Source organism: Arthrobacter sp. 10T425 (genome assembly GCF_056393985.1).
This window is the reverse complement of record NZ_JBFTGZ010000002.1, coordinates 22,209-47,140: the sequence shown is the minus strand read 5'-3', so window position 1 is coordinate 47,140 and position 24,932 is coordinate 22,209. Positions and strand designations below refer to the sequence as shown.

At 69.1% G+C, this 24,932-nt stretch carries 20 protein-coding genes and 1 tRNA gene; 11 read left to right on the top strand and 10 right to left on the bottom strand.

All coding sequences use genetic code 11. From position 1 onward, the window contains the following. Positions 1–2 precede the first annotated feature (2 nt). From AC1DDH_RS02470 to ssd, 3 genes are all read right to left on the bottom strand, one after another. Complete coding sequence (locus tag AC1DDH_RS02470; protein ID WP_476954772.1) at positions 3–737, bottom strand: hypothetical protein; 735 nt, start codon at positions 735–737, stop codon at positions 3–5. A 161-nt stretch (positions 738–898) separates the two neighbouring features. Then, positions 899–2,239 (bottom strand): TadA family conjugal transfer-associated ATPase, encoded by a 1,341-nt coding sequence (locus AC1DDH_RS02465; protein ID WP_476954771.1) that lies wholly within the window; start codon positions 2,237–2,239, stop codon positions 899–901. Beyond that, complete coding sequence (ssd, locus tag AC1DDH_RS02460) at positions 2,236–3,345, bottom strand: septum site-determining protein Ssd (RefSeq protein ID WP_476887251.1); 1,110 nt, start codon at positions 3,343–3,345, stop codon at positions 2,236–2,238. The genes AC1DDH_RS02465 and ssd overlap by 4 nt, the downstream gene beginning before the upstream one ends. A gap of 134 nt (positions 3,346–3,479) precedes the next feature. On the opposite strand from ssd, the gene AC1DDH_RS02455 reads away from it, so the two are divergent. Beyond that, positions 3,480–5,222 (top strand): bifunctional 3'-5' exonuclease/DNA polymerase, encoded by a 1,743-nt coding sequence (locus AC1DDH_RS02455; protein ID WP_476850243.1) that lies wholly within the window; start codon positions 3,480–3,482, stop codon positions 5,220–5,222. Positions 5,223–5,302: 80 nt separating this feature from the next. Further along, complete coding sequence (locus AC1DDH_RS02450; RefSeq protein WP_308288883.1) at positions 5,303–5,626, top strand: YegP family protein; 324 nt, start codon at positions 5,303–5,305, stop codon at positions 5,624–5,626. An 85-nt stretch (positions 5,627–5,711) separates the two neighbouring features. Here the strand turns inward: AC1DDH_RS02450 and AC1DDH_RS02445 are convergent, their stop codons facing one another. From AC1DDH_RS02445 to AC1DDH_RS02435, 3 genes are all read right to left on the bottom strand, one after another. Beyond that, positions 5,712–6,392 carry an NUDIX hydrolase gene (locus AC1DDH_RS02445; RefSeq protein WP_476954770.1) on the bottom strand — a complete coding sequence of 227 codons (681 nt, stop codon included), beginning with the start codon at positions 6,390–6,392 and terminating at the stop codon, positions 5,712–5,714. Continuing rightward, a complete protein-coding gene (gene nth, locus AC1DDH_RS02440; protein ID WP_230008030.1) occupies positions 6,389–7,159 on the bottom strand; it encodes an endonuclease III in 771 nt (256 codons plus the stop codon). The genes AC1DDH_RS02445 and nth overlap by 4 nt, the downstream gene beginning before the upstream one ends. Positions 7,160–7,255: 96 nt before the next feature. Then, the gene (locus AC1DDH_RS02435) at positions 7,256–8,728 is read right to left on the bottom strand and encodes a hypothetical protein (protein ID WP_476872249.1); all 1,473 of its coding nucleotides are present in this window, start codon (positions 8,726–8,728) and stop codon (positions 7,256–7,258) included. Positions 8,729–9,159: 431 nt separating this feature from the next. On the opposite strand from AC1DDH_RS02435, the gene acs reads away from it, so the two are divergent. The 3 genes from acs (at position 9,160) to AC1DDH_RS02420 (ending at position 13,059) form a co-directional block, all read left to right on the top strand. Next, a complete protein-coding gene (gene acs / locus AC1DDH_RS02430) occupies positions 9,160–11,190 on the top strand; it encodes an acetate--CoA ligase (protein ID WP_476872248.1) in 2,031 nt (676 codons plus the stop codon). 202 nt (positions 11,191–11,392) lie between these two features. Next, on the top strand, positions 11,393–11,869 hold the full coding sequence (gene aroQ, locus AC1DDH_RS02425) for a type II 3-dehydroquinate dehydratase (protein WP_230009056.1): 477 nt from the start codon (positions 11,393–11,395) through the stop codon (positions 11,867–11,869). 2 nt (positions 11,870–11,871) lie between these two features. Next, complete coding sequence (locus AC1DDH_RS02420) at positions 11,872–13,059, top strand: DUF2332 domain-containing protein (RefSeq protein ID WP_476954769.1); 1,188 nt, start codon at positions 11,872–11,874, stop codon at positions 13,057–13,059. 51 nt (positions 13,060–13,110) lie between these two features. On the opposite strand, the gene AC1DDH_RS02415 is transcribed toward AC1DDH_RS02420, so the two are convergent. After that, a complete protein-coding gene (locus AC1DDH_RS02415) occupies positions 13,111–14,295 on the bottom strand; it encodes a MarP family serine protease (protein ID WP_476850249.1) in 1,185 nt (394 codons plus the stop codon). A 215-nt stretch (positions 14,296–14,510) separates the two neighbouring features. Here AC1DDH_RS02415 and AC1DDH_RS02410 point away from each other — a divergent pair, with 215 nt between their 5' ends. Next, positions 14,511–15,188 (top strand): Crp/Fnr family transcriptional regulator, encoded by a 678-nt coding sequence (locus AC1DDH_RS02410; RefSeq protein WP_011693220.1) that lies wholly within the window; start codon positions 14,511–14,513, stop codon positions 15,186–15,188. Between the two features lie 390 nt (positions 15,189–15,578). On the opposite strand, the gene AC1DDH_RS02405 is transcribed toward AC1DDH_RS02410, so the two are convergent. Genes AC1DDH_RS02405 through AC1DDH_RS02395 form a run of 3 tightly spaced genes read right to left on the bottom strand, consistent with a single transcriptional unit; the run spans position 15,579 to position 17,255 of the window. Then, positions 15,579–16,490 carry an NUDIX hydrolase gene (locus AC1DDH_RS02405; RefSeq protein ID WP_476954768.1) on the bottom strand — a complete coding sequence of 304 codons (912 nt, stop codon included), beginning with the start codon at positions 16,488–16,490 and terminating at the stop codon, positions 15,579–15,581. A 16-nt stretch (positions 16,491–16,506) separates the two neighbouring features. Further along, the gene (locus tag AC1DDH_RS02400) at positions 16,507–17,097 is read right to left on the bottom strand and encodes a RidA family protein (protein ID WP_230008409.1); all 591 of its coding nucleotides are present in this window, start codon (positions 17,095–17,097) and stop codon (positions 16,507–16,509) included. A 2-nt stretch (positions 17,098–17,099) separates the two neighbouring features. Next, complete coding sequence (locus tag AC1DDH_RS02395; RefSeq protein ID WP_003797879.1) at positions 17,100–17,255, bottom strand: DUF4177 domain-containing protein; 156 nt, start codon at positions 17,253–17,255, stop codon at positions 17,100–17,102. A 37-nt stretch (positions 17,256–17,292) separates the two neighbouring features. On the opposite strand from AC1DDH_RS02395, the gene AC1DDH_RS02390 reads away from it, so the two are divergent. From AC1DDH_RS02390 to AC1DDH_RS02370, 5 genes are all read left to right on the top strand, one after another. After that, positions 17,293–19,584: a transglycosylase domain-containing protein gene (locus tag AC1DDH_RS02390; RefSeq protein WP_476887245.1), complete on the top strand. Its 2,292-nt coding sequence runs from the start codon at positions 17,293–17,295 to the stop codon at positions 19,582–19,584. Between the two features lie 3 nt (positions 19,585–19,587). Next, positions 19,588–20,535: a metallophosphoesterase gene (locus AC1DDH_RS02385; protein WP_476954767.1), complete on the top strand. Its 948-nt coding sequence runs from the start codon at positions 19,588–19,590 to the stop codon at positions 20,533–20,535. A gap of 347 nt (positions 20,536–20,882) precedes the next feature. Further along, positions 20,883–22,706, top strand: a complete 1,824-nt coding sequence (locus tag AC1DDH_RS02380) for an ABC transporter ATP-binding protein (protein ID WP_476887244.1) — start codon at positions 20,883–20,885, stop codon at positions 22,704–22,706. Beyond that, positions 22,703–24,628 carry an ABC transporter ATP-binding protein gene (locus tag AC1DDH_RS02375; protein ID WP_476954766.1) on the top strand — a complete coding sequence of 642 codons (1,926 nt, stop codon included), beginning with the start codon at positions 22,703–22,705 and terminating at the stop codon, positions 24,626–24,628. Before AC1DDH_RS02380 ends, AC1DDH_RS02375 begins: the two co-directional genes overlap by 4 nt. Positions 24,629–24,756: 128 nt before the next feature. Next, a tRNA-Pro gene (locus tag AC1DDH_RS02370) sits at positions 24,757–24,833 on the top strand. The last annotated feature ends 99 nt before the right edge of the window (positions 24,834–24,932 follow it).

Sequence of the window (24,932 nt, the reverse complement as noted above, 5' to 3'; positions counted from 1 at the left end):
CGTCACGTTGGTGCTTCCGCCGCGGCGCGGACGAGCCTTGCGGACCACAACCGGCCGACGGCGGTCAGCGCCACGCCTGCGGCCAACGCCGCGAGGCCCCAGGGAGTTCCCAGCAGTGTCGCCACCGGGTCCACGCCGAGCAGCAGGCCGAGACCCAGGCCCGACAGCGGCAGCCAGGTCAGCAGACGAACGGTCGCGCGGGGGCCCGCCAAGGCCGTCTGCCGCGCTGCCTCGGCGTCGTCCTCCGTTTCAAGGTGGGCGGCAAAGCGCGCCAGGACATCGGCCAGGGGGCAACCGCTGGCTTCAGCGGTGTCAAAGCATGCGGCGAGCTCGCCCCACACACGCACGTCGCGGCGGGCCAGGATGCCGACGGCACCCGTGGTGACCGTGACGACGGCGCCCGCACCGGCAGTGAGCGCGGAGACCTCGCGGCGGATGGCCGCGGCCACGGAAGACCCGCGCCGGGCGGCGGCACGCGCGGCTGCGAGGATCCTGCGGGACTCCGGGCCGAGGACCGTGCCGGCGCCGTTTGCGGTGCGGGGCTGGCCGGCGCTGTGAACTGCGGCCTGGGCCGCCGGCCCGTCCCGCGCGGTGTCACCGCCGTACAGGGCCCACAGTTCATCCCACAGCCGGGCGGGGATGCGCCCTCCCTTCAGCAGCGCGGCCAACTGCTGGACCAGGACTGTCATGGGGACGGGCCCGGCATCGGCGGATCCCCTGCCGCGCCAACGGGTCATGCCCCCGACAGCCCGTCCTGGACGGGATCCCGGGGAACCGTAGGCCGCGGGAGCTCGCGTGCCCGCGGCGTGCAAGGCCCTGCGGGTACGATGGCCGGCCGCGCGCGGGGTGGGAAATGCCAGCCACACGGCCAGGACCAAAACGACGATGAGGAAGACGGTCATCGCTGCGTCCAGGGCTGGAGGGATTCGCGGCCGGAACCCGGCGGCCGTCCTGCCGGCAGCGCCGCCTGCAGTTCGGAGGGGTCCGCCCCGGCCAACCCGGGATCCAGGCCGAGACGGCGCGCCAGCAGCGGCCAGGCTCCGCCGAAGCGGAGCTCGCCCTGTTGGATCTCCAGTGCGGCGGCGACAAGGAGGCCCGAGTCTAGGACCTCCATGATTCCAACGCTCGCCACCTGGCGGCCCGATTCGGTCCGCTCGACGTGCACGACGACGTCGATCGCGCTGGCGACCTGCAGCCGTACCGCGTCCTGGCCCATGCCGGCGAGCGCGCCGAGGGCCGCCAGCCGGGCAGGCACAGCCGCCGCCTCATTGGCGTGGATGGTCCCGCCGCCTCCGGTGTGTCCGGTGTTCATCGCGGAGAGCAGCTCGCGGACCTCGGCGCCGCGGCATTCGCCCACCACCAGCCGGTCCGGCCGCATCCTGAGGGCCTGGCGGACCAGTTCGCCCAAGTCGACGGCGCCACCGCCTTCCAGGTTTCCGTGCCGGGATTCCAGCGAGACGACGTGCGGGTGGACGGGATTCAGTTCTGCGGCGTCCTCAATCAGGACGAGTCTCTCCCCCGGGTGGCACAATCCCAGCAGTGTCGCCAGTAACGTGGTTTTCCCCGAACCGGTGGCCCCGCTGATGAGGAAGCTCAGCCTGGCCGCCACCATGCGTTCGAGCACGGACTGGACCAGGCTCCCGGGCGTCCCGGCCCCGAACATGCCGGCGCGCTTCAGCTCGGGCATGGAGAAGACCGTGGCCCGGCGGATCCGCACGCTCAGGAGGGTCCCGGCCGTGGAAATGGGCGGCAGCACCGCGTGCACCCGGTAGCCGCCGTCGAGCCGGACATCGACGCACGGCGAACCGTCGTCCAGGCGGCGGCCACCGGCTGCCACCAGCCTCGCGGCGAGGGCCCGGATCTGCGGTTCCCCGGAAAAGACGACCGGCGCCTTTTCCAGACCGCGGCCGCGGTCCAACCAGACCGAGTCCGGCCCGTTGACAAAGATGTCTGTCACGGCGGGATCACGGGTGAGCGGTTGCAGGGGGCCCAGGCCGTTCAATTCCGCGCTGATGCTCTCCACTGCGGCCAGGGCGCCGGCCGTGCCGAGCAGCCGCCCGCTCGCCTGGACCGCAGCCGCCACCCTTGAGGGGGTCACCGGGGAGGCATCGGCCATGACGGACTCGCGCACGGACTCCAGCAGCGTCTGGTCGAGAAATCCCTGCGAGCGGCGGCGGCCCGGTGCCCGCCGGGCCGGACGTTCCGGTCCGGCCGGTTCTACGGCCGCGTGGGCACTCATGAGCCGTCTCCGCCGTTCAGCTCAAGGAGTCCGGCCGCGAACCGGCGGACGGCGCGCTGCCGGCCGGTTTCGAGAAGGCGGCCGAGTTCCGTTGCCCCGGCCAGATCCTTGATGTCCGGCATGATGCCCTGAAGGACAAGCCCCACGGAGCCGGCGATCAGCGGCGCATCCAAAGCGGCGCCGCGACTGGCCCGGACCACGAGCGCGGTGTCCACGGGTGGAAGCTCCTGCAGCAGCCAGGCCGTGGCGACGGCGGCCCGCAGCCGGGCGGGCGCCACGACGATGATCCGGTCGCATTCGCCGGCGAAGGCCCGCAGGGCCTCCCGTTCCCGGCCGATATCCAGCACCACCAATTCGCAGCCGCGGCGTGCGGCGTCAAGAACCGCGGCCACGGTGGTCGCGTCCACCCCGGCGGCTTTGTCACGGGTTCCCGGCCACGACAGGAAGGAGAATCCGCCGGCGACCGGCAGCGACTCCTCCAGCTGGGCGGGGTCGATACTGCCGCTCACCCCGGCCAGATCCGGCCAGCGGAGCCCGTGGGTTTCCTCGGCGGCCAGCGCAAGTTCCAGGCCTCCGCCCCGGGGGTCGCCGTCGATCAGCAGCACCCGGATCCCGGCCCCGGCGGCGGCCTGCGCGATCCAGATGGCGGCGGTCGTGGCCCCGGCACCGCCGCAGCCGCCGGTGAGACCCAGCACCAGGCCGCCGGCTTCCGGGGCGCGGGACCGGCTCAGGTATTCCGCCAGCCAGGCGGCCGCGTCCGGCAACACCGCGACGCGTTCGGCCCCGACGGCGGCGGCCAGATGCCATAACCCTTCTCCGTCACCTTCGAGGCCGAGCATCACGGCAGGGGTCCTCCGCCGGGGCGGCAACCCGCGGATGTCGCTGCCCACCAGCACGGCGGCCGCGGCGTCCCAGAACGGCGCGGCCTCGGCAACGTCCTGCACCGTCCGCAGCTGGCCCCCGGCTGCTGCGACGATGCGTTCCACCTCGCTGCGCAGCACATCGGCGCCGGTTACGAGCAGGATTTCCGCGGAATCCCCGGGGGTCCAGGGCTCATGCGCCCACGGTGGCGGTGAGCCTGGGCCACGGTCCTGGTGCCTGTTCATGCTGCCACTGTGCCCGGGCCGGGACCGCAGCGGAACCGCCGTCGTGGGCTATGTGGACAAGTCCGGCGTCTTTCCTGCACCGCGGCCGGGGACCGAGCACAGACCACGTCCCGGAGCAGGGCAGAATTGATCCTATGTATCTGCTGCTCGCTGCCCACGCCGACGGCGCGGCACTGCAGCAGCTCACGGCCGATGGCGCCCCCGAACCCTCCAATCCGGAACCCCGTGTGGTCAGGGCCGGCGACCTCGCCGGAATTGTGCGCGAGTTTGAGGAGCGGCACCCGCGCTGGATCTGGCACCGTACGCAGGACTGGTATCCCGCGTTGCTGCGCGCCGGGGTGGAACTCGAGCGCTGCTACGACCTCACCTTGTGCGGTTCGATCCTGGCCCACTCGGAGTTCACCGCCCACACCGGCTACGCGCAGGCGGCGGAGAAGCTGACCCAGGACGACGAGCTGAACCAGCCCCCGCGGGGGCTGCAGCCTCCTGCCCCGCCGCCGGAACAAGGGGCCTTGTTTGATGCCCCGGCCTCCGGCCGGCGTCCCGGCCAATCCCTTGAGGCTCTCCGCGCCGAGTACGCCGCGCAGCAGGAGGCCCTTCGCCAGGCGGGACCTGCGCCCGGAACGGCCTCCGGCACGGTCGTCGTCCCTGACGCCGGCCGGCGCCAACGGCTCCAGCTGCTGCTCGCGGCGGAATCCGCCGGAGCCATGATCGCCGCCGAAATGCAGCACACCGGCGTCCCGTGGCGGGAGGAACTCCACGAGCAGATTCTCGCAGAACACCTCGGACCCCGCCCGGCTCCCGGTCAGCGTCCGGCCAAACTCGAATCGCTCACGGCCGAACTGAGGCTGCTGCTGAAGTCGCCCGCGCTGAACCCGGACTCGCCGCAGGAGCTCATGCGCGCCCTGCACCGCAACGGCATCGAAGTTAAAACCACCCGCCAATGGGAGCTGAAAGAATCCAGCCACCCCGTGATCGTGCCGCTGCTGGCCTACAAGAAACTGGCCCGTCTCCACGCGGCCAACGGCTGGGCGTGGCTTGATACCTGGGTGAAGGACGGCAGGTTCCAGCCTGAGTACGTGGTGGGCGGCGTGGTCTCGGGCCGGTGGGCGTCGCGGGGCGGCGGGGCGCTGCAAATCCCGCGCCAGGTCCGCGGCGCGGTCCACGCCGATCCCGGCCACAAACTGATCGTTGCCGACGCCTCGCAGCTGGAGCCGCGCGTGCTCGTGGCGCTGGCCCAGGATTCCAAAATGGCCGAAGCCGCCCGGGACAAGGACCTCTACGCCGGCATTGCCGCCCAAGGCTTCGGCGGCGACCGGGCGAAGGCGAAGGTGGCCCTCCTTGGAGCAATCTACGGGGCGACCACGGGCGAGTCCGGCCGGCTGATGCCCCAGCTGGCCCGCACCTACCCCCGCGCCGTGGGCTTCGTCGAGCAGGCTGCCCGCGACGGCGAAGCCGGCAGGACCGTGACTTCGCGCCTGGGCCGGAGCAGCCCGCCGCCGTCGGAGCGCTGGCTGCAGAGCCAGCACTCCACCACCGCGGAAGAGCAGCGCCGGGCGGACTCGATCGCACGCTCGCGCGGCCGCTTCACCCGGAACTTTGTGGTCCAGGGCTCGGCCGCTGACTGGGCGGCATGCTGGCTCGCGGAACTGCGACGGAGGCTTCGCGCCATACGGTCGGACGGCGCAGCCGCCGGCGAACTGGTGTTCTTCCTCCACGACGAGGTGATGGTCCACTGTCCCGAATCCGCCGTCGGGGATTGCATCAAGGCGATCGAGGACTCCGCAAATGCCGCGAAGGAGCTCTTGTTCGGCCGCATTCCGGTCGAATTTCCGGTCAGCGTGGCCGTCGTCGATTCGTACGACAATGCCAAATGAGTGACCGAAGTCACCGCCTGTAACGTACCCGTCGGTAGCGTTGTGTGCGCTCCGTCACCGGGCTACCCTCGGAAAGGCCGGTGAATTTCCCGTACGATCCGCCGGCTATTGCAACGACGCAAGGATATTGGGGAGGCACAGGTTTGGCTGGCATTTTTGAGATCGCGCAAGCTGGCGACAAGGCTTATTTCTTCAGGTTGACGGCGGCGGATGGCACGGTAGTGGCCGTGTCCCCGCTCTTCAGCTCCATCAAGAGCGCGGCGGCGGGCATCAACGCCGTGCGCGAGAACGCCGCGACCGGCCTGGTTGTGGATCATTCCGGCGCTCACCGGCGGGTCGCCTCCAGCAGGTCGGGAGGACGGGCGATGGCTCCCCTGGCAGGCAGCCCGGTGGCTGCCGGCTAGATGGCTGCAACCCCGTTGCTGCCCGGCAGGCAGCCCGGCGGCTGACAGCCAGCGGACCGGCCGGCAGGCCGGCGCCGTGCGGCCTTCACACATCAATCCCGTAGAGCCGCGCGCGGTCCCACGGCACGGCCCAGCCCAGCTGTTCAAAAAGCTGGTTCAGGATCATCCCGGTAAAACCCCAGACCACGACGCCGTTGACGGTGAATGCTGGGCTCTGGAATGTCTGGCCGGCCCGGCTGACCGTGGCCATCACCCTGTTGTCCGGGTCCAGCAGGTCCCTGACCGGGACCCGGAACACCTGCGCGGATTCACCGTAGTCAACCACCCGGACCGGCGACTGGGCAGCCCACCAGGCCAGGACCGGCGTCACCAGGAAATTGCCCCGGGGCAGGGCCAGTTCAGGCATCACGCCGAGTACGTCCACCCCCGCAGGGTTCAGGCCAGTCTCCTCCTCCGCCTCGCGGAGGGCCGCGTCCACCACGGACTCACCCGGATCGATGCCGCCGCCGGGAAACGCCACCTGCCCGGGATGGTCGTCCAGCGTTTGGGCCCGCTGCAGCAGCAGCACGTCCAAATCGGCCGGAGCCAGCAACTTCTCGGACACAGCGGGGACGTTGTCGAGCGCACCAAAGAGCATCAGCACCGCCGCCCTACGGACCCGCTCGCCGGGTTCGACGGCGAGTTCCCGCCAGCGCGGATCCGGGGCCGGCGCCGTGCCCGCCTCCACCGCGGCAACGAGCTCGACGAGGTCCTGGCGCGCGGTCACGGCTGTTTCCTCTGCGATTCCATCCGGATTTCCGCGGCGCGGTGAGTCTCGGCCAGCAGCCGGGCCAGCAGTTGCTCCTGGCCCGGGGCGAGTTCGTACTTCAGCAATTTCTTTGACTTCTCCGGGTCGGTTTCCCCCATGCCGTAGCTGGGGCACCAATTGGCCACCGCGCAGGCGCCGCACGCCGGCTTCCGGGAATGGCAGACGCGGCGGCCGTGAAAGACGACGCGGTGCGAGAGCATGGTCCAGTCCTTCGGCTCGAACAGTTCAGCGACGTCCGACTCGATCCGGACCGGATCATCCGACTCGGTCCAGCCAAAGCGCCGGGCCAGCCGGCCGAAGTGGGTGTCCACCGTGATGCCCGGGATGCCGAAGGCATTGCCCAGCACGACGTTCGCGGTTTTCCGCCCGACGCCGGGCAGCGTCACCAGGTCCGCGAGCCGGCCCGGCACCTCGCCGTCGTACTCGTCCACCAGCCGGGTGCACAGCGCCAGGAGATTTCTGGCCTTGGCGCGAAAGAAGCCGGTGGGCTTGATGATGGCCTCCAGCTCGGCCGGATCCGCCTCCGCCATCCGCCGCGCATCCGGGTAGCGCGCGAACAGCAGGGGCGTGATCTGGTTGACCAGCACGTCCGTGGTCTGCGCGGACAGCACCGTGGCTATCACGAGCTCGAACGGCGTGCGGAAGTCCAGCTCCGCGTGGGCGTAGGGGTACTGCTCCGCGAGTTCCCGGTTGATCCGGCGCGCGCGGCGCTTGAGCGCCAGCATTGACTCCCCCGACGCCCGCGGCGCACCCGGCTTGGCGCTCCCCGGGATCGGGGTGCCGGGTTCCGAGCTGCCGGATTCCGTGGTCACGGCGGCGGACTAACCGCGTTCGATGTTGCTGAGGTCCCGCAAAACGCCGAGCCGGCCGTCGGTGTGCTGGACCAGGAACTCGTTGCCGCGGTCCTCCAGGGCAAGGACCCAGCCGCCGGGTTCAATGACGAACGCCGGGGCACCGGTGCGCACATCGACGGCGGTGCGGGGCTGCGCGACGGCGAACCAGAAGGCCTCGTGCACGGGGTGGACATCATCCTCCGCGGGCCGGCTGGCGGGATCAACGGTCGCGCCGATGGGTTCCTGCGGCCGGGCCTGTTCCTGCGGCCGGACCTGGGGGTTGACCGTAGTGGGGGCACTGCCGCCGGTGGCGGCCGGCACGCCGGCGGCCTGGGTCTGTTCCCCGGCCTGGGTCTGTTCCGCGGCGGGAGCGGTCTGTGCAGCCGCACCAGCGGCACCAGCGGCGGCGGCACCGGCTGCAGCAGGGACGCCCGCGGTCCGGGTCTTGTCCGCGGCGGACGAAGCAGACTCCGGAGCCGGGGCCTGCGTCGGGGCCGCCGATGAATCCGTAGATGCCGGGGCAGCCGCGCCGGCGGCTGGCACCACGCCCGAGATCTGGGTCTCCGGTGCGCCGGGGGCCGCAGCGCTGGGGGCCGCGGCGGACGCCGCACCCGCCGAAGATGCCCCGGCAGGTGTGGTTGCCGCCGGCGTGGCCGTCTGGCTGCCGGTGGCCGGACGCTTGGCCCAGCCCGCGGCCTCCCCGGAAGCGGCTTGGCCGGACGCAACCCGGCCGGAAGCGGCCGCGCCGGACGCAACCTGGCCGGATGCGGCCGCCAGAGAGGCGCCCGCCCCGGCTGCGCCTGCACCCGCAGCGTCCTTGGTCAATTTGGATTCCTTCGGTTGCTTCGGTTGCTTCGGCGCCTTCGGTGCGCGGGGCTTTCGCACCGGGACAACAGCTTCGCGGGCAACCACGTGGGCAGGCGCGTCCTCCCGGCCCAGGAAGTCGCCGGCAAAGAACGGGATCCAGCGGCCCAGCACCGTGGCGGCGAAGAGCCCCAAAGCGCCCAGGAGCGCGATCAGCATGCTCGGCACGAACGCCCCGGCGGCGGCGAGGAAAAAGAAGGCCAGCGTGAAGGACGCTACAACGGACGCGAACTGGTCGATCGACAGGGATCCGATCCGGATCCTGGTCGACGGGCTGAGGCGGCGGGCCACAAACAACGCGGTGACAATGAGGGGCAGCACGATGCCCAGGCCCAGGAAGAAGAGGCTGCCCAGGTTCCAGAGGTTGTAGGCGAAGGCAAACATCGGAATCAGTGAGGCGATGAAAAGAAGCAGCGTGGAGCCGAAAACGGTGAGGTCACGGATGGTGAACGGGCCGAGGACGGCTTCGTTCTTCTTCCCGATCTTTTTGTCCACCGTGAAGCGTGGCGCATCCCCGAACCCGGCGGGCCCCGGCTGCGCCGTTCCACCCTGGTTCTGGGCGGGCGCCCGGAGCTGCCCGTTGTCTTGCTCGTTCATTCCGTATCTCCTTAGCATGGCGGCGCCCTGGACAGCGCCGTCTAACGGCAGGCAAGGACAGGACCGCCAGCGGTCCTGTCGCCTCCATCGGATGTCACAACTTCATCTCAGCCTAGCCAAGTGAATGGCCGATCACTAGCTGACAAGCCGTGGGCGGACGCAGCAGAATTCCCCAGATTTCCGAATCCCGGACGCTTGCCCCGGCCCGCCGTCCGGCGCCGGGGACAGACCACTCGGCGCTTAACGAACACCGCTCACGGTGCTGTTTGTGACGGGGCGCACGTTTGGTCGGAACCAAGTATTAGTGTTGATTCCAGACAGCGCTAGCGGCACTGCCGCCGTCTGCCGCCGCCCGACGTCGCGCATGCGGCCCGGCGCGACGGTGGCGAGCACGGCCGCGCAGCCCGGATCGATGAATGATGAGGTTCACCATGTCCCAGCAGACACCCGGCTCCACGGCCACTCAGACGCCCCAGGGCGATGCGTTCGAAAACCTGTCCCAGGAGAACCGCCGTTTCGCGCCGTCCGCCGAGTTCGCCGCGAATGCAGTGGTCACCGCCGCCGATTACGCAGAGGCCGACGCCGACCGTCCCGCCTTCTGGGCGAAGCAGGCCCGGGAGCTGCTGAGCTGGTCCAAGGACTTCACCCAGGCGCTGGACTGGTCCGACCCGCCGTTCGCGAAGTGGTTCGTCGGTGGCGAGGTCAACGCCGCCTACAACGCCCTGGACCGGCACGTCGAGGCCGGCAACGGGGACCGGGTGGCGATCTACTTCGAGGGTGAGCCGGGAGATACCCGCACCTACACCTACGCGCAGCTGACCGAGGAGGTGAAGAAGGCCGCGAACGCGTTCGAGTCCCTCGGCGTGGCCAAGGGCGACCGCGTCGCCGTGTACCTGCCCATGATCCCCGAGGCCGTCATCACCCTGCTGGCCTGCGCCCGGATCGGCGCGATCCACTCCGTGGTCTTCGGCGGCTTCTCCGCCGAAGCCCTGCGCTCCCGGATCGACGACGCCGAGGCCAAGCTCGTGGTCACGGCCGACGGCACCTACCGCCGCGGCAAGCCCAGCGCGCTGAAGCCGGCCGTCGACGAGGCGTTGTCCCACGAGGGAGACGGCACCGGACATACCGTGCAGAACGTCGTGGTGGTCAAGCGCAACGGCCAGGCCGTGGACTGGCACGAGGGCCGGGACCACTGGTGGGCGGACACCGTCGGCGCCGCGTCCCCCACACACACCGCCGTCGGGCACGACTCCGAACACCCGCTCTTCATCCTCTACACCTCCGGCACGACGGGCAAGCCCAAGGGCATCCTGCACAGCACCGGCGGCTACCTCACCCAGGGCGCCTACACGCACAAGGCGGTCTTCGACCTCCACCCGGAGACCGACGTCTACTGGTGCACCGCCGACGTCGGCTGGATCACCGGGCACTCCTACGTCGCCTACGCCCCGCTCATCAACGGCGCCACCCAGGTCATGTATGAGGGCACGCCGGATTCCCCGCACCAGGGCCGCTGGTGGGAAATCGTGGAGAAGTACAAGGTCTCCATCCTCTACACCGCCCCCACCGCGATCCGCACCTTCATGAAGTGGGGCAAGGACATCCCGGCCAAGTCCGACCTCTCCTCGATCCGGGTCCTCGGTTCCGTCGGCGAACCCATCAACCCCGAGGCCTGGATGTGGTACCGCGAGGTCATCGGCGGCAACGCCGGCAAGAACGGCGAGCGGAAGGAAAACCCCGCACCGATCGTGGACACCTGGTGGCAGACCGAGACCGGGGCGCAGATGATCGCCCCGCTGCCCGGCGTCACGGCCACCAAGCCCGGCTCGGCCCAGGTCCCGCTGCCGGGCATCGCCGTGGACGTCGTGGACGAACTCGGCGAATCCGTACCCAACGGCCACGGCGGCTTTCTCGTAATCCGCGAACCGTGGCCCGCCATGCTGCGCGGGATCTGGGGCGACCCGGAGCGGTTCAAGGAAACGTACTGGTCCCGCTTCGAGACCATGTACTTCGCCGGCGACGGCGCCAAGAAAGACGAGGACGGCGACATCTGGCTGCTGGGCCGTGTGGATGATGTGATGAATATTTCCGGCCACCGCCTCTCCACCGCCGAAATCGAGTCCGCACTCGTGTCCCACCCCGCGGTGGCGGAAGCCGCCGTCGTCGGAGCCGCGGACGAGACCACCGGACAGGCCGTCGTCGCCTTCGTGATCCTGCGCGCCGACGCCGTGGACACCGGCGACGCGATCGTCCAGGAACTCCGCAACCACGTGGGCAAGGAAATCGGCCCGATCGCCAAACCCAAAACCATCCTCGTGGTCCCGGAACTGCCCAAAACCCGCTCCGGCAAGATCATGCGCCGCCTGCTCAAGGACGTCGCCGAAGGCCGCGAAGTCGGCGACGCGACCACCCTGGCAGACAACACCGTCATGGCCCAGATCGCGCAGTCGCTGAAGAAATAGCCGGCTCGTTCCGATAAGGGTTCGTCGGCTGTGTTTGGCTGGCCTGTTTGTCCGGCGGCGGCGCCGCCCACCGTGGTGGGCCGCGCCGCCGTCGTCGTTGGTCCTGTCTGTCGACGCGGCCGCGGCGGGAACATCCGCAGCAGCGAAGAATGCGGCAGTAACGAACGGCGCGCGCGGGCCGCGGCGCGATAGATTTGCAGACATGACTGAAGCCACCTCCGCCACCGTTGCCGGCCGCGGCACCATCCTGGTTCTCAACGGACCCAATTTGAACCTGCTTGGCACCCGCGAGCCCGAGAAATACGGGACGGCGACGCTGGCCGACGTCGAACAGCTCGCCAAAGACGCCGGTGCCGCGCACGGCCTGGACGTCGAGTGCTTCCAGTCCAACCATGAAGGGGCCCTCGTGGACGCCATCCACGCCGCCCGCGGGAAGGCGGTGGGAATCGTGCTCAACGCCGGCGCCTACACGCACACGTCCGTGGCCATCCGGGACGCCATTTCCGCTGTTGCCCTGCCGACGGTCGAGGTGCACATCACCAATGTTCACGCCCGCGAGCCTTTCCGGCACCATTCCTACCTTTCGGACATCAGCAAGGCCGTGATCGCCGGCGCCGGGATCCTGGGCTACCGCTTCGCGGTGGAATACCTCGCCGGGCTGCACGCGGCCGGGGACTGAGCATGTCCCCCGCCGAACCCGCGGCGGCGGAAGCATCCGGGGAACCGTCCGCAGCTCCGGCCCCTGCCACGGGCACCGCCTCGGACACAGCACCGGGCGCGGCTACGGCTACGGACACGGACACAGACACAGACACAGACACAGCGCAGTGGTACCGGCACTTCGGCACGGTCGACGCCCCCGGCTCCTCCCCCTGCTATGCCGCGTGGTCCGTGGGGATCGCCGGGGACGCCGAGGTGATCCGGCGGATTGATCAGTGGCCGCACAACAAGCGCCAGCCGCTGCTGATCCTCGCCGCGGCCCGGTTCCTCGGCGCGCAGATCAGCCCTTACCGCGATTTCCGGAGGTTCCTGGACCATCACTGGGACGCGGTCTCGGAAATCGTGCTGTCCCGGTCCACGCAGACGAACGAGGCCGGCCGCTGCGCCACCCTGCTGCCCTCACTCGCGCAGATATCCGCGGCAGAGAACCGGCCGCTGGCCCTCATCGAGGTGGGCGCCTCGGCGGGGCTGGCACTGTTCCCTGACCGCTACGGTTACGAGTTTGTCGACACCGGGGCGGGGGCACCGGATGAGTCGGCGGCGGACCCGGCGGCGGCGGAAGCAAGGACGACGCGGCTGGTTCCGGATGGCGCCCGGCCTGCCACGTTTCCGGTCTTGCGCTGCCTGACCTCGGGCCCGGTGCCGCTGCCGGCGGAAATCCCCCGGGTGGCATGGCGTGCCGGGATCGACCTCAACCCCCTGGACGTGCGCGACCCGGCCGACGTCGCCTGGCTCGAAGCCCTCGTCTGGCCGGAGCAGGAGTTCCGGCTTGAACGGCTGCGCCAGGCGATCGCCATTGCCAGGGAACGGCCGCCGCTGCTGGTGGCCGGCGACCTCAACGAACAACTTGTGGAACTCGCCGGCCGCGCCCCGGCCGACGCCGCCCTGGTGGTATTCCACAGCGCCGTCATGGCGTACCTGGATGCCGGCGGCCGCTCCCGGTTCCGGCGCACCATGGCGGATCTTGCCGCGGAGCGGGGCTGCCACTGGCTCTCGAACGAAGGCCACACGGTGGTGGTGCAGGCAGACGGGTCCAGCGTGGTCCCGGAAATGGATGACGCCCGGCTTCGCGGCCGGTTCCTGCTGCTGCAGGACGGCCAGCCGGCAGCCATCACGGGCCCGCACGGGCAGAGCCTGGAGTGGCTCTAACCTGCGTGCGGCTCGGGCCTGACTGTGGCTAGTGCCTGCGCGGCAGCCCTGCTATTTCTTGATGCACTGTCCGGACGAAACGGCGCTGCCCAGACCCGGCGCCTGCGCCGCCACGGGGCTCAGGTCATTCATGGTGATCGCAAATCCGAGCGAAGACTCGGTTGTGGCCTTGGCAAAGACCACCCCCGCCACCTGCCCGTCCATGGTCAGGAGCGGACCCCCGGAGTTGCCCGGCTGCACGTCGCCGGCCAGCCGGTAGACGTCCTCGGGCGACGCATTCTTGCCATAGATGTCCGGGACCAGCACGGTGGCGATGTCCTGCACCGTGGCCGGTTTGGACTGGAAAGGCCCGCCGTGCGGATAGCCGGCAAAGGCCGCAGCGCTGCCGGACGGCAGGTCGGCAGCCAGCGCCAGGGGTTCCGAGCGCAGACCGTCAACGGCCACGACGGCGAGGTCGTGCTGGGAGTCAAAGTACACAACGCGCCCAGGCAGTGCGCGGCCACCGGGCGTTTCCACCACTGGTTCGTCGACCCCGGCGACCACATGGGCGTTGGTCACCACGCGCCCGGGGGCGACCACGAAGCCTGTTCCGGTCTGGTTTTGGCCGCACTGGTAGGCGGTTCCGGCGATCTTGAGCACTGACGCGGCGGCCTTGTTCAGCGCCGGCGTGTCGGTGCTGGTGTCCGGAACGGCAACGGGCTGGCTCTGGCCGAAGCCGTCCAGCAGCGTGGGGATTCCCTCGCCGATCACGGCGGAACGCAGCTGCGCCATTGATGCCTTGACCGGCATCGGCGTCACGCCGTCGATGAACCTGATGACTTTGGATTCCGCGAGCTGCTGGGACACGAACGGCACACCCAGGGCCCCGATGCTGAACGCCAGCATCGACATCACAAGGGCGGACACCACCACGTTCACGCCCCCGCCCACGAGGCGGTCCGCCGCCCGCAGGGGGCTGAACGGGACCACGCTGCGGATTCGCCGCCCGATCATGGTGCCGAGGCCGTTGCCCACGATCATCAGAAGGACCGCCGTGGCGACGATCGCCGTCAGGCGCCAGCCGCTGTCCTCCACGAGGCCGCTGACGATGGGCACGGAGACGAAGGCGGCGACGGCGCCTGCCGCGAATCCCGCGATGCCTCCGAGCGTCACAAGGAAGCCGTTGCGAAGACCGTGGATCAGGTAGGACAAGAGCGCCACAACCAACAGCAGGTCCAAAATGGTCAAGCCAAACACCGGGGCTCCTCACAGACAGTTCAGCGACGATTCTACCGGTGTAAGCTGAACGTTTGCCGACCGGCCGCCAGCCTGCACAGGGATCTGCGCGGACTTCCCGAGCCGTTCGCTTTCGGCCCCTTCGGGCGTTTCCGTGCCAACTACGTCACAGAAGCTCCAAAATTCTGAAAGAATGGCTGAAGCGCCCCAGCCGACACAGCTAGTCAGGAGATTTCATGGATATCGAGGTATTGCGCCGCGCACCCCTTTTCGCCACGCTCGACGACGAGGCGTTCCGTCTGCTGACGGACGAACTTACCGAGGTGGACCTTTCACGCGGTGCCTCGGTATTCCGGGAAGGCGACCAGGGTGACCAGCTTTACTTCATCGTCTCCGGCAAGGTGAAGCTCGGCCGCACGTCGCCGGACGGCCGCGAATCACTGCTGGCCATCCTCGGCCCGGGCGAACTTTTCGGCGAAATGGCGCTGTTCGACCCCAGCCCGCGCACGGCCACGGCAACTGCCGTTTCCGAGACGCGTCTCGCCGGCCTGAAGAACGAGAGCCTCAACGCGCTGCTGCGCACCCGCCCCGAGGTCTCGGCCCAGCTGCTGCAGGCCTTGGCACGCCGCCTGCGCCGCACCAACGATTCCCTTTCCGACCTCGTCTTCTCCGACGTGCCGGGCCGTGTGGCCAAGGCGCTGCTGGATCTGGCCGACCGCTTCGGCCGCCCGGCGACCGACGGCGTCCTGGTCGCCCACGAACTGACGCAGGAGGAGCTCGCACAGCTGGTTGGCGCCTCCCGTGAAACGGTCAACAAGGCCCTCGCAGAATTCGTGCAGCGCGGCTGGCTGCGACTGGAAGCGCGCGCCGTCGTCATCCTTGACATGCAGCGCCTGCGCCAGCGTTCCCGCTAGGGATCCCCAGCAGCAACCACGAAGGCCGGCCCCGGAAACGGGACCGGCCTTCTGCCGTTAATCTTCTGCCGTTAATTCGCGGTGGCGGTTTCGGGCTGGTTGTCCGCGGGACATGTCCACTGGTGCGGATCGGGGCGGAGCATGTCCCCGGGCCGCACCCGGCATCAAGGGACATGTCCAGCCCCGGCTGCAACGACTGGACATAATGCCACTATGTCCACCTGTCAGGTCCACCGGAGGGCATGTCCCGGGCCGGCACGAAGGGACATGTCCAGCGCTCAGGAGCAGGGCGGGCCACGTCCCGGGAATCGCCCGGCCCCCCGCCCGGGCCAAGCCCTAACAGGCTGCCCGCATGGAGCCAGCCTTCCGTGGCGTCGGCGCTCCCCGGGCCTAGCGTTCCCGCTGCGGTTCGCCGGCGATCGTTTTGGCCGCTTCGACTTCAAGCATGAGACGGCCGTCTTCCTCGACCAGCTTCGGCTGGTAGACGTGGGCCTTCCGCTTGTAGCTGAGGTAGGCGATGCAGCCGTTGGCCTTGGCCATTTTCTCCAGCATGATCTCCGAGCCAGGGACCAGGAGTTCGCCCAGGGTCCGGCTGACGGTGTTCTCCTGCCCCACCTCGTCACCCAGAACGGTGCTGTCCCGCTCGCTCACGACTTTCCGGACGCACACCCAGCGGCCCCAGACGCCCTTGCTGGCCAGCAGCGAGGGCTGCTGGTTCACTGGCACGGTGGCGGCGAAGTACCGGGTGTTGAACCGGCGGTGCGCGAAGTCGGGGCTCAGCCAGTTCACCAGGGGTTTGAGCAGGTCAGTGCGCAGCGAGAGCCCGCGCTTGGCGAGCAGGTCGGTGAAGGATTTCTCCTGCTCGGCCACGGCTTCGCGGGCGCGCATCCAGTCGGCGCTGGAGGTCAGCTCCACCGTGGTGGACAGGTCAGGGCCGGCCAGCAGGATGCCGGTCTCCTCAAACAGTTCACGGATGGCACCGACGACGTGTCGGCGCGCCAGCCCGACGTCGGACGTCCCCATCTGCTCAGCCCAGTGCTGGGGTGAGGGGCCCAGCCAGCCGACGGCGTCGTCGTCGGTGGATTCCAGCGATCCGCCGGGGAAGGCGAGGACACCGAGCGGGGAGGACCCCGTCCGGTAGCCGAGCCAGGTCTCCAGGCCCGTGGGCGAATCCCGCAGCAGGATCACGGAGGAGGCCAAACGGGGCGCGCGGGGCGTCCGCTCACCGTGTTCAATCCAGCTGCGGGCTGCTCCCTCAAGATCCGGGGGCAGGACGAACAGGCGGCGTTCTAACTGAGGCAACGAAGTAACCGGTCTACTAGGCGAATTCAGCGATCAGTTCGACTTCGACGGGCGAGTCGAGCGGCAGAACAGATACGCCGACGGCGGAACGTGCGTGCTGGCCGGCGTCGCCGAGGACCTGGCCCAGCAGCTCCGAGGCGCCGTTGATGACACCGGGCTGGCCGGTGAAGGAAGGGTCGGAGGATACAAATCCGACAACCTTGACGATCCGCGTGATGCGGTCGAGGTCGCCGATCACACTCTTGACGGCGGCCAGGGCGTTGACGGCGCAGACGGCAGCGTAGGCCTTCGCGTCCTCCGGGGACACCGTGGATTCGTCGGAGGCGCCCGCCGAACCGGTGGAAACCTTTCCGGTGGCCTCAAGCTTGCCGTTGATGAACGGCAGCTGCCCGGAGGTGTAGACGTGGTTGCCGGAAATCACGGCCGGAACATACGCCGCGACCGGAGCAGCGACGTCGGGGAGCGTCAGGCCCAGCTCCGCGAGGCGCTGTTCGACGGCGGACGACGCGCCCGCGCCGGCCGTGGGGCTCGCTGCGCCGGCCGTGTTTTCGGAGATGTTTTCCGCGCCCGCCGGCGTGGCCGGAACGGCTTCTGAGGGGGTGTTCATGGCTACTGCTTCTCCCGCTTCAGGTAGGCAACCAGGCCGTTTCCATCGGGTCCCGGAACAACCTGGACGAGCTCCCAGCCGTCGTCGCCCCACTGGTCCAGGATCTGCTTTGTGGCGTGAATAATGAGCGGAATCGTGGCGTACTCCCATTTGGTCATGACATAAAGCCTAGTCGTTGCCGGTAAAGTGGAAAACATGGCGACTGGCAAGAACCCTTTATTCGACACGGCCACCACCCTCGGAAAGATCTTTCTTTTCCTGGGCGTGAGCGCTATTTGCGGTGTCCTGGTGGCGGGCCTCCTGGTCCCCGCGGCGGCCGTCTCGGGCAGTGCGGCGAGCGGTTCGATCCAGTTTTTTGACACGCTCCCCGCTGAGCTGAAGGTCGATCCGCCGAGCCAGTCGACCACGATCCTGGCGTCCGACGGCAGCCCGATCGCGAACCTCTACGCGGAAAACCGCACCCGTGTTTCGCTGGACCAGATGTCTCCGCACATCAAGGACGCGATCATCGCCATCGAGGACAGCCGCTTCTATGAGCACGGCGGTGTGGACACCACCGGCATCCTGCGCGCGCTCGTGAGCACCGCCCGCGGCAACAAGCAGGGCGCGTCCACGATCACGCAGCAGTACGTCAACAACGTCATCAACTCCTCGCTGGAGGCCGAGGGCAAGGGCGACGAGGTCCTGCTCAATGGCGTCAACAAGGGCGTCGGGGACAAGCTCCGTGAAATGAAGCTGGCCATCGCGCTGGAGAAGAAGTTCACCAAGGAGCAGATCCTCGAGGGCTACCTGAACATCGTGTTCTTCAACCGGGACGCCTACGGCATCGAGGCCGCGTCCAAGTTCTTCTTCAGCACCACGGCCAAGGACCTGACCCTGCCGCAGGCGGCCCTGCTGGCCGGCGTCGTGAACAGCCCCTCCTACTACGACCCGATCACCAATCCGGAGAACGCCAAGGTCCGTCGCGACCTCGTGCTCCACGCGATGCTGACGCAGGGCAAGATCAAGCAGGCCGACTACGATGCCGCGGTGGCGACGCCGGTGCAGACCAAGGTCACCCAGCCCCGCCAGGGCTGTGCGTATTCACAGACGGCGCCGTACTTCTGCGACTACGTGCTCCACCTGCTCCTGAACAACCCGGCCTACGGGGCCGACGCGGCCGAGCGTGAGCGGAAGATCTTCCGCGGCGGCCTGACCATCAAGACCACGCTGGATCCGAAGGCCCAGTCCGTGGCGCAGGCCCAGGTGGACGGGTCGGCCGGCGCGAACCCGGATAAGTGGGGCGCTTCGCTGGTGTCCGTGCAGCCGGGATCCGGCAAGATCGTCTCCATGGCCCAGAACACCGTCTGGTTCCCGGCCGACGGCAAGTTCGACCAGACCCAGAACTTCAACGTGGACGTGCAGGATGCCAAGGGCAATGACCTCAACGGCCTCGGCGGCTTCCAGCCCGGATCCACGATGAAGCCGTTCACGTTCGCGGAGTGGCTCAACGAGGGCAAGTCGATGAGCACCCAGCTCAACGGCGCCGTGCGGCGATACCCGCCCGGCTTCCCGTGGAAGAACACCTGCCCCACACCGACGACCGACTCGTACGACGACACGGCCGGCACCCACGACCTGCAGAACGCGGACGAGAACCATTACAAGTACATGTCGGTCCTTGACGGCCTGGCGAACTCCATCAACACCATCACGTTCGCCTCTGCCGCCCAGGTGGACCTCTGCGGGATCCAGAAGATCGTGGACGCCGTCGGTATCCACGAAGGCCTGCCGAGCCCGAACGGCGACGATCCCAACCCCAAGGTTCCGATGACCCGGTTGAGCAGCCTGATCGGCGCACGCCAGACGGCGCCGCTGACCATGGCCAGCGCATTCGCCACCTTCGCCAACAACGGCAAGTACTGCGAACCGATGGCCATCGAGTCGGTGACGGACGCGACCGGCGCCCAGCTGCCGGCCCAGTCACCCAACTGCAGGGACGCGATCAAGCCCGAGGTGGCCCACGGCGTCGCGTACGCCATGCAGGAAGTGCTCAACCGCGGCTCGGGCTCGCTGATCCAGCCCCGGATTTCGACCCGGACCACGTTCCCCATCGCGGCGAAGACCGGCACCAACGACAACAACAGCTCCACCTGGGTGGCGGGCTACACCAGCGGCCTGGCAACGGCCACGTGGTTTGGCGATCCCCTGGGCAACCAGCAGCGCGCCGGGCAGAACGTCACGATCAACGGCAACTTCTACAAGGGCATCGACGGTTACATGATCGCCGGGCCGCAGTTCTCGAACTACATGGCCCAGGTGGCACCGGCCTACGGCACCGATCCGTTCCCGGCCCCGCCGTCGGACATGCTGTACTCCCCGGCCCCGGTCCCGGACCCGATAACAGTGCCGCGGACCACCATTCCGACCGGCAAGAGCACCGAGCCGGCCACGCAACCGTCCGCCGACCCGACACCGGCACCGACGAAGTCCTCCGGCAAGAAGTAGCCGATGACCCTGGGCAATGATCTGGCGAGCCGCGTTCGAAGCATCGGACGCGGCTTTGCCGTGACCGCCGCGATCGGGACGGCGGCGGGGGCGGCCGCTACCGGCTACGGGCTGTGGGAGAAGAACCAGTTTGTGGTCAGGGAGGAAACCCTCCCCATCCTGCCGGCCGGGTTCGGCCCGTTCCGGATACTGCACCTGTCCGATATCCACTTCGTTCCGGGCCAGCACCGGAAGGCGCAGTGGCTGTCCTCCCTGGCGCAGTTACGGCCGGACCTCGTGGTGAACACGGGCGACAACCTCAGCCATGCCAAGGGCGTAGACCCCCTCGTAGCGGCCCTGCGACCCCTGCTGGAATTTCCCGGTGTGTTTGTCCCCGGCTCGAACGACTACTTCGGCCCGAGCCTGAAGAACCCGGCGTCATATTTGCTCGGGCCCTCGGGCGAGCGCAAACGCCCGGAAAGGCTCGACTGGCCCCGGCTGCGTGCCGAGTTCGGCATGTCCGGCTGGGTGGACCTGACCAACCGCTGCCAGTCGGTCGTGCTCAAGGGCATGCGCTTCGATTTCTCCGGCGTTGACGATCCGCACCTGCGCCTCGAACGGTACGCGGGCTGGCCGCGCGGGACCAAGGGCCGGGACGCCGACCCGCACCTGCGAATCGCCGTCGCGCACGCACCCTACCAGCGCGTCCTCGACCACTTCACCGAAACCGGCGCCCACCTCCTCCTGGCCGGCCACACCCACGGCGGCCAGATCTGCGTCCCGGGCTACGGGGCCCTGGTCACCAACTGCGACCTGCCCACCTGGCGGGCCCGGGGGCTGCACACCTGGGAGAGCAACGGGAGGACGACGCCGGTAAACGTCTCGGGCGGCATCGGCACGTCCCGCTTCGCCCCTGTCCGCATTGCCTGCCGGCCCGAAGCCGTTCTGCTCACGCTGACCTCCCGCGCCTAGGCCTGGCCGCGGCCAGTGCTGCCCGCCCTCCGGCCTGGCCGGTGGACATGCCCTCCCCTGGCGCCCGAGCCCACGGGACATGCCCTCCCCTGGTCGCGGGCACTGGGCATAGGCCCACAATGCCCACCCGCTGCGGCCACCACCGGACATGTCCCACCGGGCCCGGCACCACCGGACATGTCCCGCGGTCACCCGCCGCCCGCACCTATTGCGGATCGCAATGACTGGGCGAGATGCTGGGAGCGCTGAACAACGTGTGAATCCGGTCACCCGATGGCCTAGGGTAGTTGCTACAGGAAACTACATTCAACGGTGCGATCTATGCACGGGCGTCTTAAGAAGCAGGCATGGCCAAGCAGAGCTCATTCTTCACCTCCATCAGCCGTCTCTACCCGCACGTCAGGCCAATCCTGCCCCGGCTGGTCATGGGCCTGCTCTGCGCGCTGCTGGCCAGCGTCATGGCACTGGCCATCCCGCAGGTGCTGCGCGTGCTGGTCAACGAGTCCCTGACCCCCGGCGGCAGCGCGGAAGCCGTCTGGACTGCCTCGCTCCTCATCCTGGTCCTGGGCATCGCCGAGGCGGGCCTCGTGGCCCTGCGCCGGCAGTTCGTCATCAATCCCGCCACCACCGTCGAGACCCGGATGCGGGTCTCGCTCTACGGGCATCTGCAGGACCTCACAGTTTCCTTCCATGACCGCTGGGGCTCCGGTCAGCTGCTGTCCCGGGCCATGACGGACCTGAACTTCCTGCGCCGCTGGATGGCCTTCGGCGCCATCATGCTGGTGGTCACGACGCTCACCGTGGTGATCGGCGTCGCGGTGATGTTTGCCATGAGCTGGCAGCTGGCCCTGATCTTCCTGGCCGCCGCCGTGCCGATCATGATCTACGGATTCCGCTTCCGCACCCGCTTCAGCAAGGTGGCCCGGCGCAGCCAGGACCAGGCCGGGGACCTCGCCACCACGGTCGAGGAATCCGTGCACGGCATCCGCGTCCTGAAGGCCTTCGGCCGCAGCCGGGAGGCGCTGGAGAACTTCAACGAACAGGCCGAGGAACTCCGGCAGACCGAGATCGCCAAGGCCAAGCACCTGGCCACGTTCAGCCTGGTGGTGACGCTCCTGCCCGAACTCGCGCTCGGCGCCGGCCTCGTCGTCGGCATCCTGCTGGCCTCCACGGACCAGCTCTCCATCGGGTCCCTGGTGGCCTTCTTCGCCACCGCCGCCGTGGTCGCCGCGCCGGTCGAGTTCTGCGGCATGCTGCTGGCGATGGCCCTCACCGCGAAGTCCGCGGTGGACCGGCACTTCGAGGTCATGGACGCGCAGAACACGATCACCAGCCCGGACCAGCCCCGCCGCCCGGCCGGCCTCAAGGGTGCCCTCAGCTTCCGCAATGCCTCGTTCGCGTTCGAGGACGCCCCGGACAAGCCGATCCTCAAGAACATCACCCTGGACATCCGCCCCGGCGAAACCATGGCCCTCGTGGGCATCACGGGCGGCGGCAAGAGCGCCCTGCTCCAGCTGGTCCCCCGCCTCTACGACGTCACCGGCGGTGCCATCACCATCGACGGAGTGGACCTGCGCGAGTTCGCGGTGGAGGACCTGCGCACCGTGGTCTCCGTGGCGTTCGAGGACACCACGCTGTTCTCCAGCTCCGTCCGGGACAACGTCCTGCTCGGCGCGCCCGACGCCGGATCGGCGGAGGGCCGCGACGCGGCCCTGGAGGAAGCCCTCGACGTCGCCCAGGCCCACTTCGCCTATTCCCTGCCGGACGGCGTCGATACCCTGATCGGCGAGGAGGGCCTCAGCCTCTCCGGCGGCCAGCGCCAGCGCATCGCCCTGGCCCGGGCCATCGCCGCGAAACCGGCCGTGCTGGTCCTGGACGACCCGCTCTCGGCGCTGGATGTGAACACCGAGGTCCTCGTCGAGGCCCGGCTGCGCAAGGTCCTCACGGACACCACCACGCTGATCGTGGCCCACAGGCCTTCCACGGTGGCGCTGGCCGACCGGGTGGCCCTGCTCGAGGACGGCCGGATCGCCGCCGTCGGAACCCATGCGGAACTGCTCGCCAAGAACAGCCATTACCGCTACGTGATCGCCAGCCTGGACCCGGAACCGCGGGACCTGGATTCAGAATTGTCCGCCCTCGAGGACCAGTCCGAGGAGATTTCCCGATGAGCAGCGCAACGTTCGGCACCGCCAATGAGGACAACGCGCACCTCACCAGGAACGAAAGCAAGGCCGTCCGGCGGCGCTCCCTGACCCTCCTGGGCTCCCTGATCCGCCCCGTCCGCGCCCGGTTCTGGCTGACGATCGGCGCCGTCGTGCTGTCCCAGGCCGCCCGCGTGGCCGGGCCGGCCCTGATCGCCTTCGGTATCGACCACGCCCTGCCCGCCGTGCGCGCCGGCGACAACCTTCCCCTGGTGCTGACCGGCGTCGCCTACCTTGCCGCGGCCGTCGTGGCGGCCGGCCTGACCGCCCTGTACGTGACCTCGACGGCGCGGCTCAGCCAGGCGATGCTGCTGGACCTCCGCGTCCGGGTCTTCCGCCACACGCAGCGGCTGAGCCTGGAATTCCACGAGAAATACACCTCGGGGCGCATCATCGCCCGGCAGACCTCGGACCTGGAGGCCCTGCGCGAACTCCTGGATTCCGGCGTGAGCTCGCTGGCCTCGGGAATGCTGTTCATGGCGTTTACCGCCGTGACGGTGTTCGCCCTGGACTGGCGCAGCGGCGTGCTGGTTCTGGCCGCCGGCGTGCCGATGTATTTCCTGGCCCGCTGGTACCAGAAGCACTCCCAGATCGCCTTCCGCGAATCCCGGGTGGTCTCGGCCCGGCTGATCGTGCACTTCGTGGAGACCATGACCGGGATCCGCGCCGTGAAGGCCTTCCGGAAGGAACGCGAGAATGCCGCGGGCTACTCCGAACTGTCGGAGGACTACCGCCGCGCGACCGTCCGTTCCATCAACCTCAACGGCATCTTCCAGCCGGGGCTGGTGCTGATCGGGAACGTGTGCGTGGCCCTCGTGCTGCTCACCGGCGGCTTCCGGGTCCTCAGCGGCGACCTGGAGGTCGGCGTGCTCCTGGCCCTGATCCTGTCCGCCAAGCGCTTCTTCCAGCCGGTGGACCAGATGACCATGTTCTACAACTCCTTCCAAAGCGCCCAGGCGGCCCTGGAAAAGGTCTCGGGCCTGCTCGAGGAGGTCCCCACTGTCAGACCGCCGAAAACACCCGCGGCCCTGCACCAGGCGCAGGGCAGCATCGATTTCAACGGCGTCGAATTCCGCTACGGCGACGGCCCGGTGGTCATCCCGAGGCTGGACCTGCACATCCCCGCCGGGCAGACGGTCGCGCTCGTCGGGCAGACCGGCGCCGGCAAATCAACGCTCGCGAAGCTGATTGCCCGCTTCTACGACGTCTCCGCCGGGTCCCTGACCCTCGACGGCGTGGACCTGCGCCAGCTCAGCACCGAGGACCTGCGCCGGAACGTCGTCATGGTCACCCAGGAGGCCTTCCTGTTCAGCGGCTCCGTGGCGGACAACATCGCCCTGGGCCGGCCCGAAGCCTCGCGTGCGGAGATCGAGGACGCGGCCCGGGCGGTGGGGGCGCACGCCTTCATCATGGAACTGCCGGACGGCTACGACACCGACGTCAACAAGCGCGGCGGCCGCGTCTCCGCCGGGCAGCGCCAGCTGATCAGCTTCGCCCGCGCGTTCCTGGCCCGCCCGGCCGTGCTGATCCTGGACGAGGCTACGTCCTCGCTGGACATCCCGTCGGAGCGCATGGTCCAGCAGGGCCTCGCGGGACTCCTGCGCGGGACGCGGGAGGCCGGCACCCGGGAGGCCGGCCAGCGGCCGTCCGGTGGACAGGCGGGCGGCGGACAGCCCGTTGCAGACTCGGCCCCCGGCCCGGACTCGGCCCCCGGCGCCGGGCGGACAGCGCTGATCATTGCCCACCGGCTCTCCACCGTGGAGACGGCGGACCGGGTGCTGGTGGTGCACGACGGACTCGTCGTGGAGGACGGCACCCCGGAGCAGCTGATCGGCGACGGCGGCGCCTTCGCCCGGCTCCACGGCGCCTGGAAAGACTCGCTGGTCTGAACAGCGTCTGCCGGGACCGGTCGGCGTCCGGGCCGGGACGACGGCGGGACACGTCCCGGCCGGCGCCCGATTTCACATCCGGGGCCATGATCGGATACTCTTGTGAAGTTGCTTTTGAAGCAACGGATCGGGATGTGGCGCAGCTTGGTAGCGCGCGTCGTTCGGGACGACGAGGTCGCAGGTTCAAATCCTGTCATCCCGACCAAACACAAAGAGGGCCCTCCACATGGAGGGTCCTCTTTTGCATGTCCGGTGGTAGGGCCGGCACGATTTCATGACACCGGCACCGGCGATCGTCCCGGCC

Excerpts from the sequence above, each read along its gene's own strand:
- AC1DDH_RS02455 (WP_476850243.1), top strand. The coding sequence starts at position 3,480 with ATGTATCTGCTGCTCGCTGCCCACGCCGACGGCGCGGCACTGCAGCAG.
- AC1DDH_RS02410 (WP_011693220.1), top strand. The coding sequence starts at position 14,511 with ATGGATATCGAGGTATTGCGCCGCGCACCCCTTTTCGCCACGCTCGAC.
- AC1DDH_RS02470 (WP_476954772.1), bottom strand. The coding sequence starts at position 737 with ATGACCCGTTGGCGCGGCAGGGGATCCGCCGATGCCGGGCCCGTCCCC.
- AC1DDH_RS02395 (WP_003797879.1), bottom strand. The coding sequence starts at position 17,255 with ATGACCAAATGGGAGTACGCCACGATTCCGCTCATTATTCACGCCACA.
- AC1DDH_RS02390 (WP_476887245.1), top strand. The coding sequence starts at position 17,293 with ATGGCGACTGGCAAGAACCCTTTATTCGACACGGCCACCACCCTCGGA.
- nth (WP_230008030.1), bottom strand. The coding sequence starts at position 7,159 with ATGCTGGCGCTCAAGCGCCGCGCGCGCCGGATCAACCGGGAACTCGCG.
- AC1DDH_RS02380 (WP_476887244.1), top strand. The coding sequence starts at position 20,883 with ATGGCCAAGCAGAGCTCATTCTTCACCTCCATCAGCCGTCTCTACCCG.
- AC1DDH_RS02400 (WP_230008409.1), bottom strand. The coding sequence starts at position 17,097 with ATGAACACCCCCTCAGAAGCCGTTCCGGCCACGCCGGCGGGCGCGGAA.
- AC1DDH_RS02435 (WP_476872249.1), bottom strand. The coding sequence starts at position 8,728 with ATGAACGAGCAAGACAACGGGCAGCTCCGGGCGCCCGCCCAGAACCAG.
- AC1DDH_RS02465 (WP_476954771.1), bottom strand. The coding sequence starts at position 2,239 with ATGAGTGCCCACGCGGCCGTAGAACCGGCCGGACCGGAACGTCCGGCC.
- AC1DDH_RS02420 (WP_476954769.1), top strand. The coding sequence starts at position 11,872 with ATGTCCCCCGCCGAACCCGCGGCGGCGGAAGCATCCGGGGAACCGTCC.
- acs (WP_476872248.1), top strand. The coding sequence starts at position 9,160 with ATGTCCCAGCAGACACCCGGCTCCACGGCCACTCAGACGCCCCAGGGC.
- AC1DDH_RS02375 (WP_476954766.1), top strand. The coding sequence starts at position 22,703 with ATGAGCAGCGCAACGTTCGGCACCGCCAATGAGGACAACGCGCACCTC.
- AC1DDH_RS02385 (WP_476954767.1), top strand. The coding sequence starts at position 19,588 with ATGACCCTGGGCAATGATCTGGCGAGCCGCGTTCGAAGCATCGGACGC.
- ssd (WP_476887251.1), bottom strand. The coding sequence starts at position 3,345 with ATGAACAGGCACCAGGACCGTGGCCCAGGCTCACCGCCACCGTGGGCG.
- aroQ (WP_230009056.1), top strand. The coding sequence starts at position 11,393 with ATGACTGAAGCCACCTCCGCCACCGTTGCCGGCCGCGGCACCATCCTG.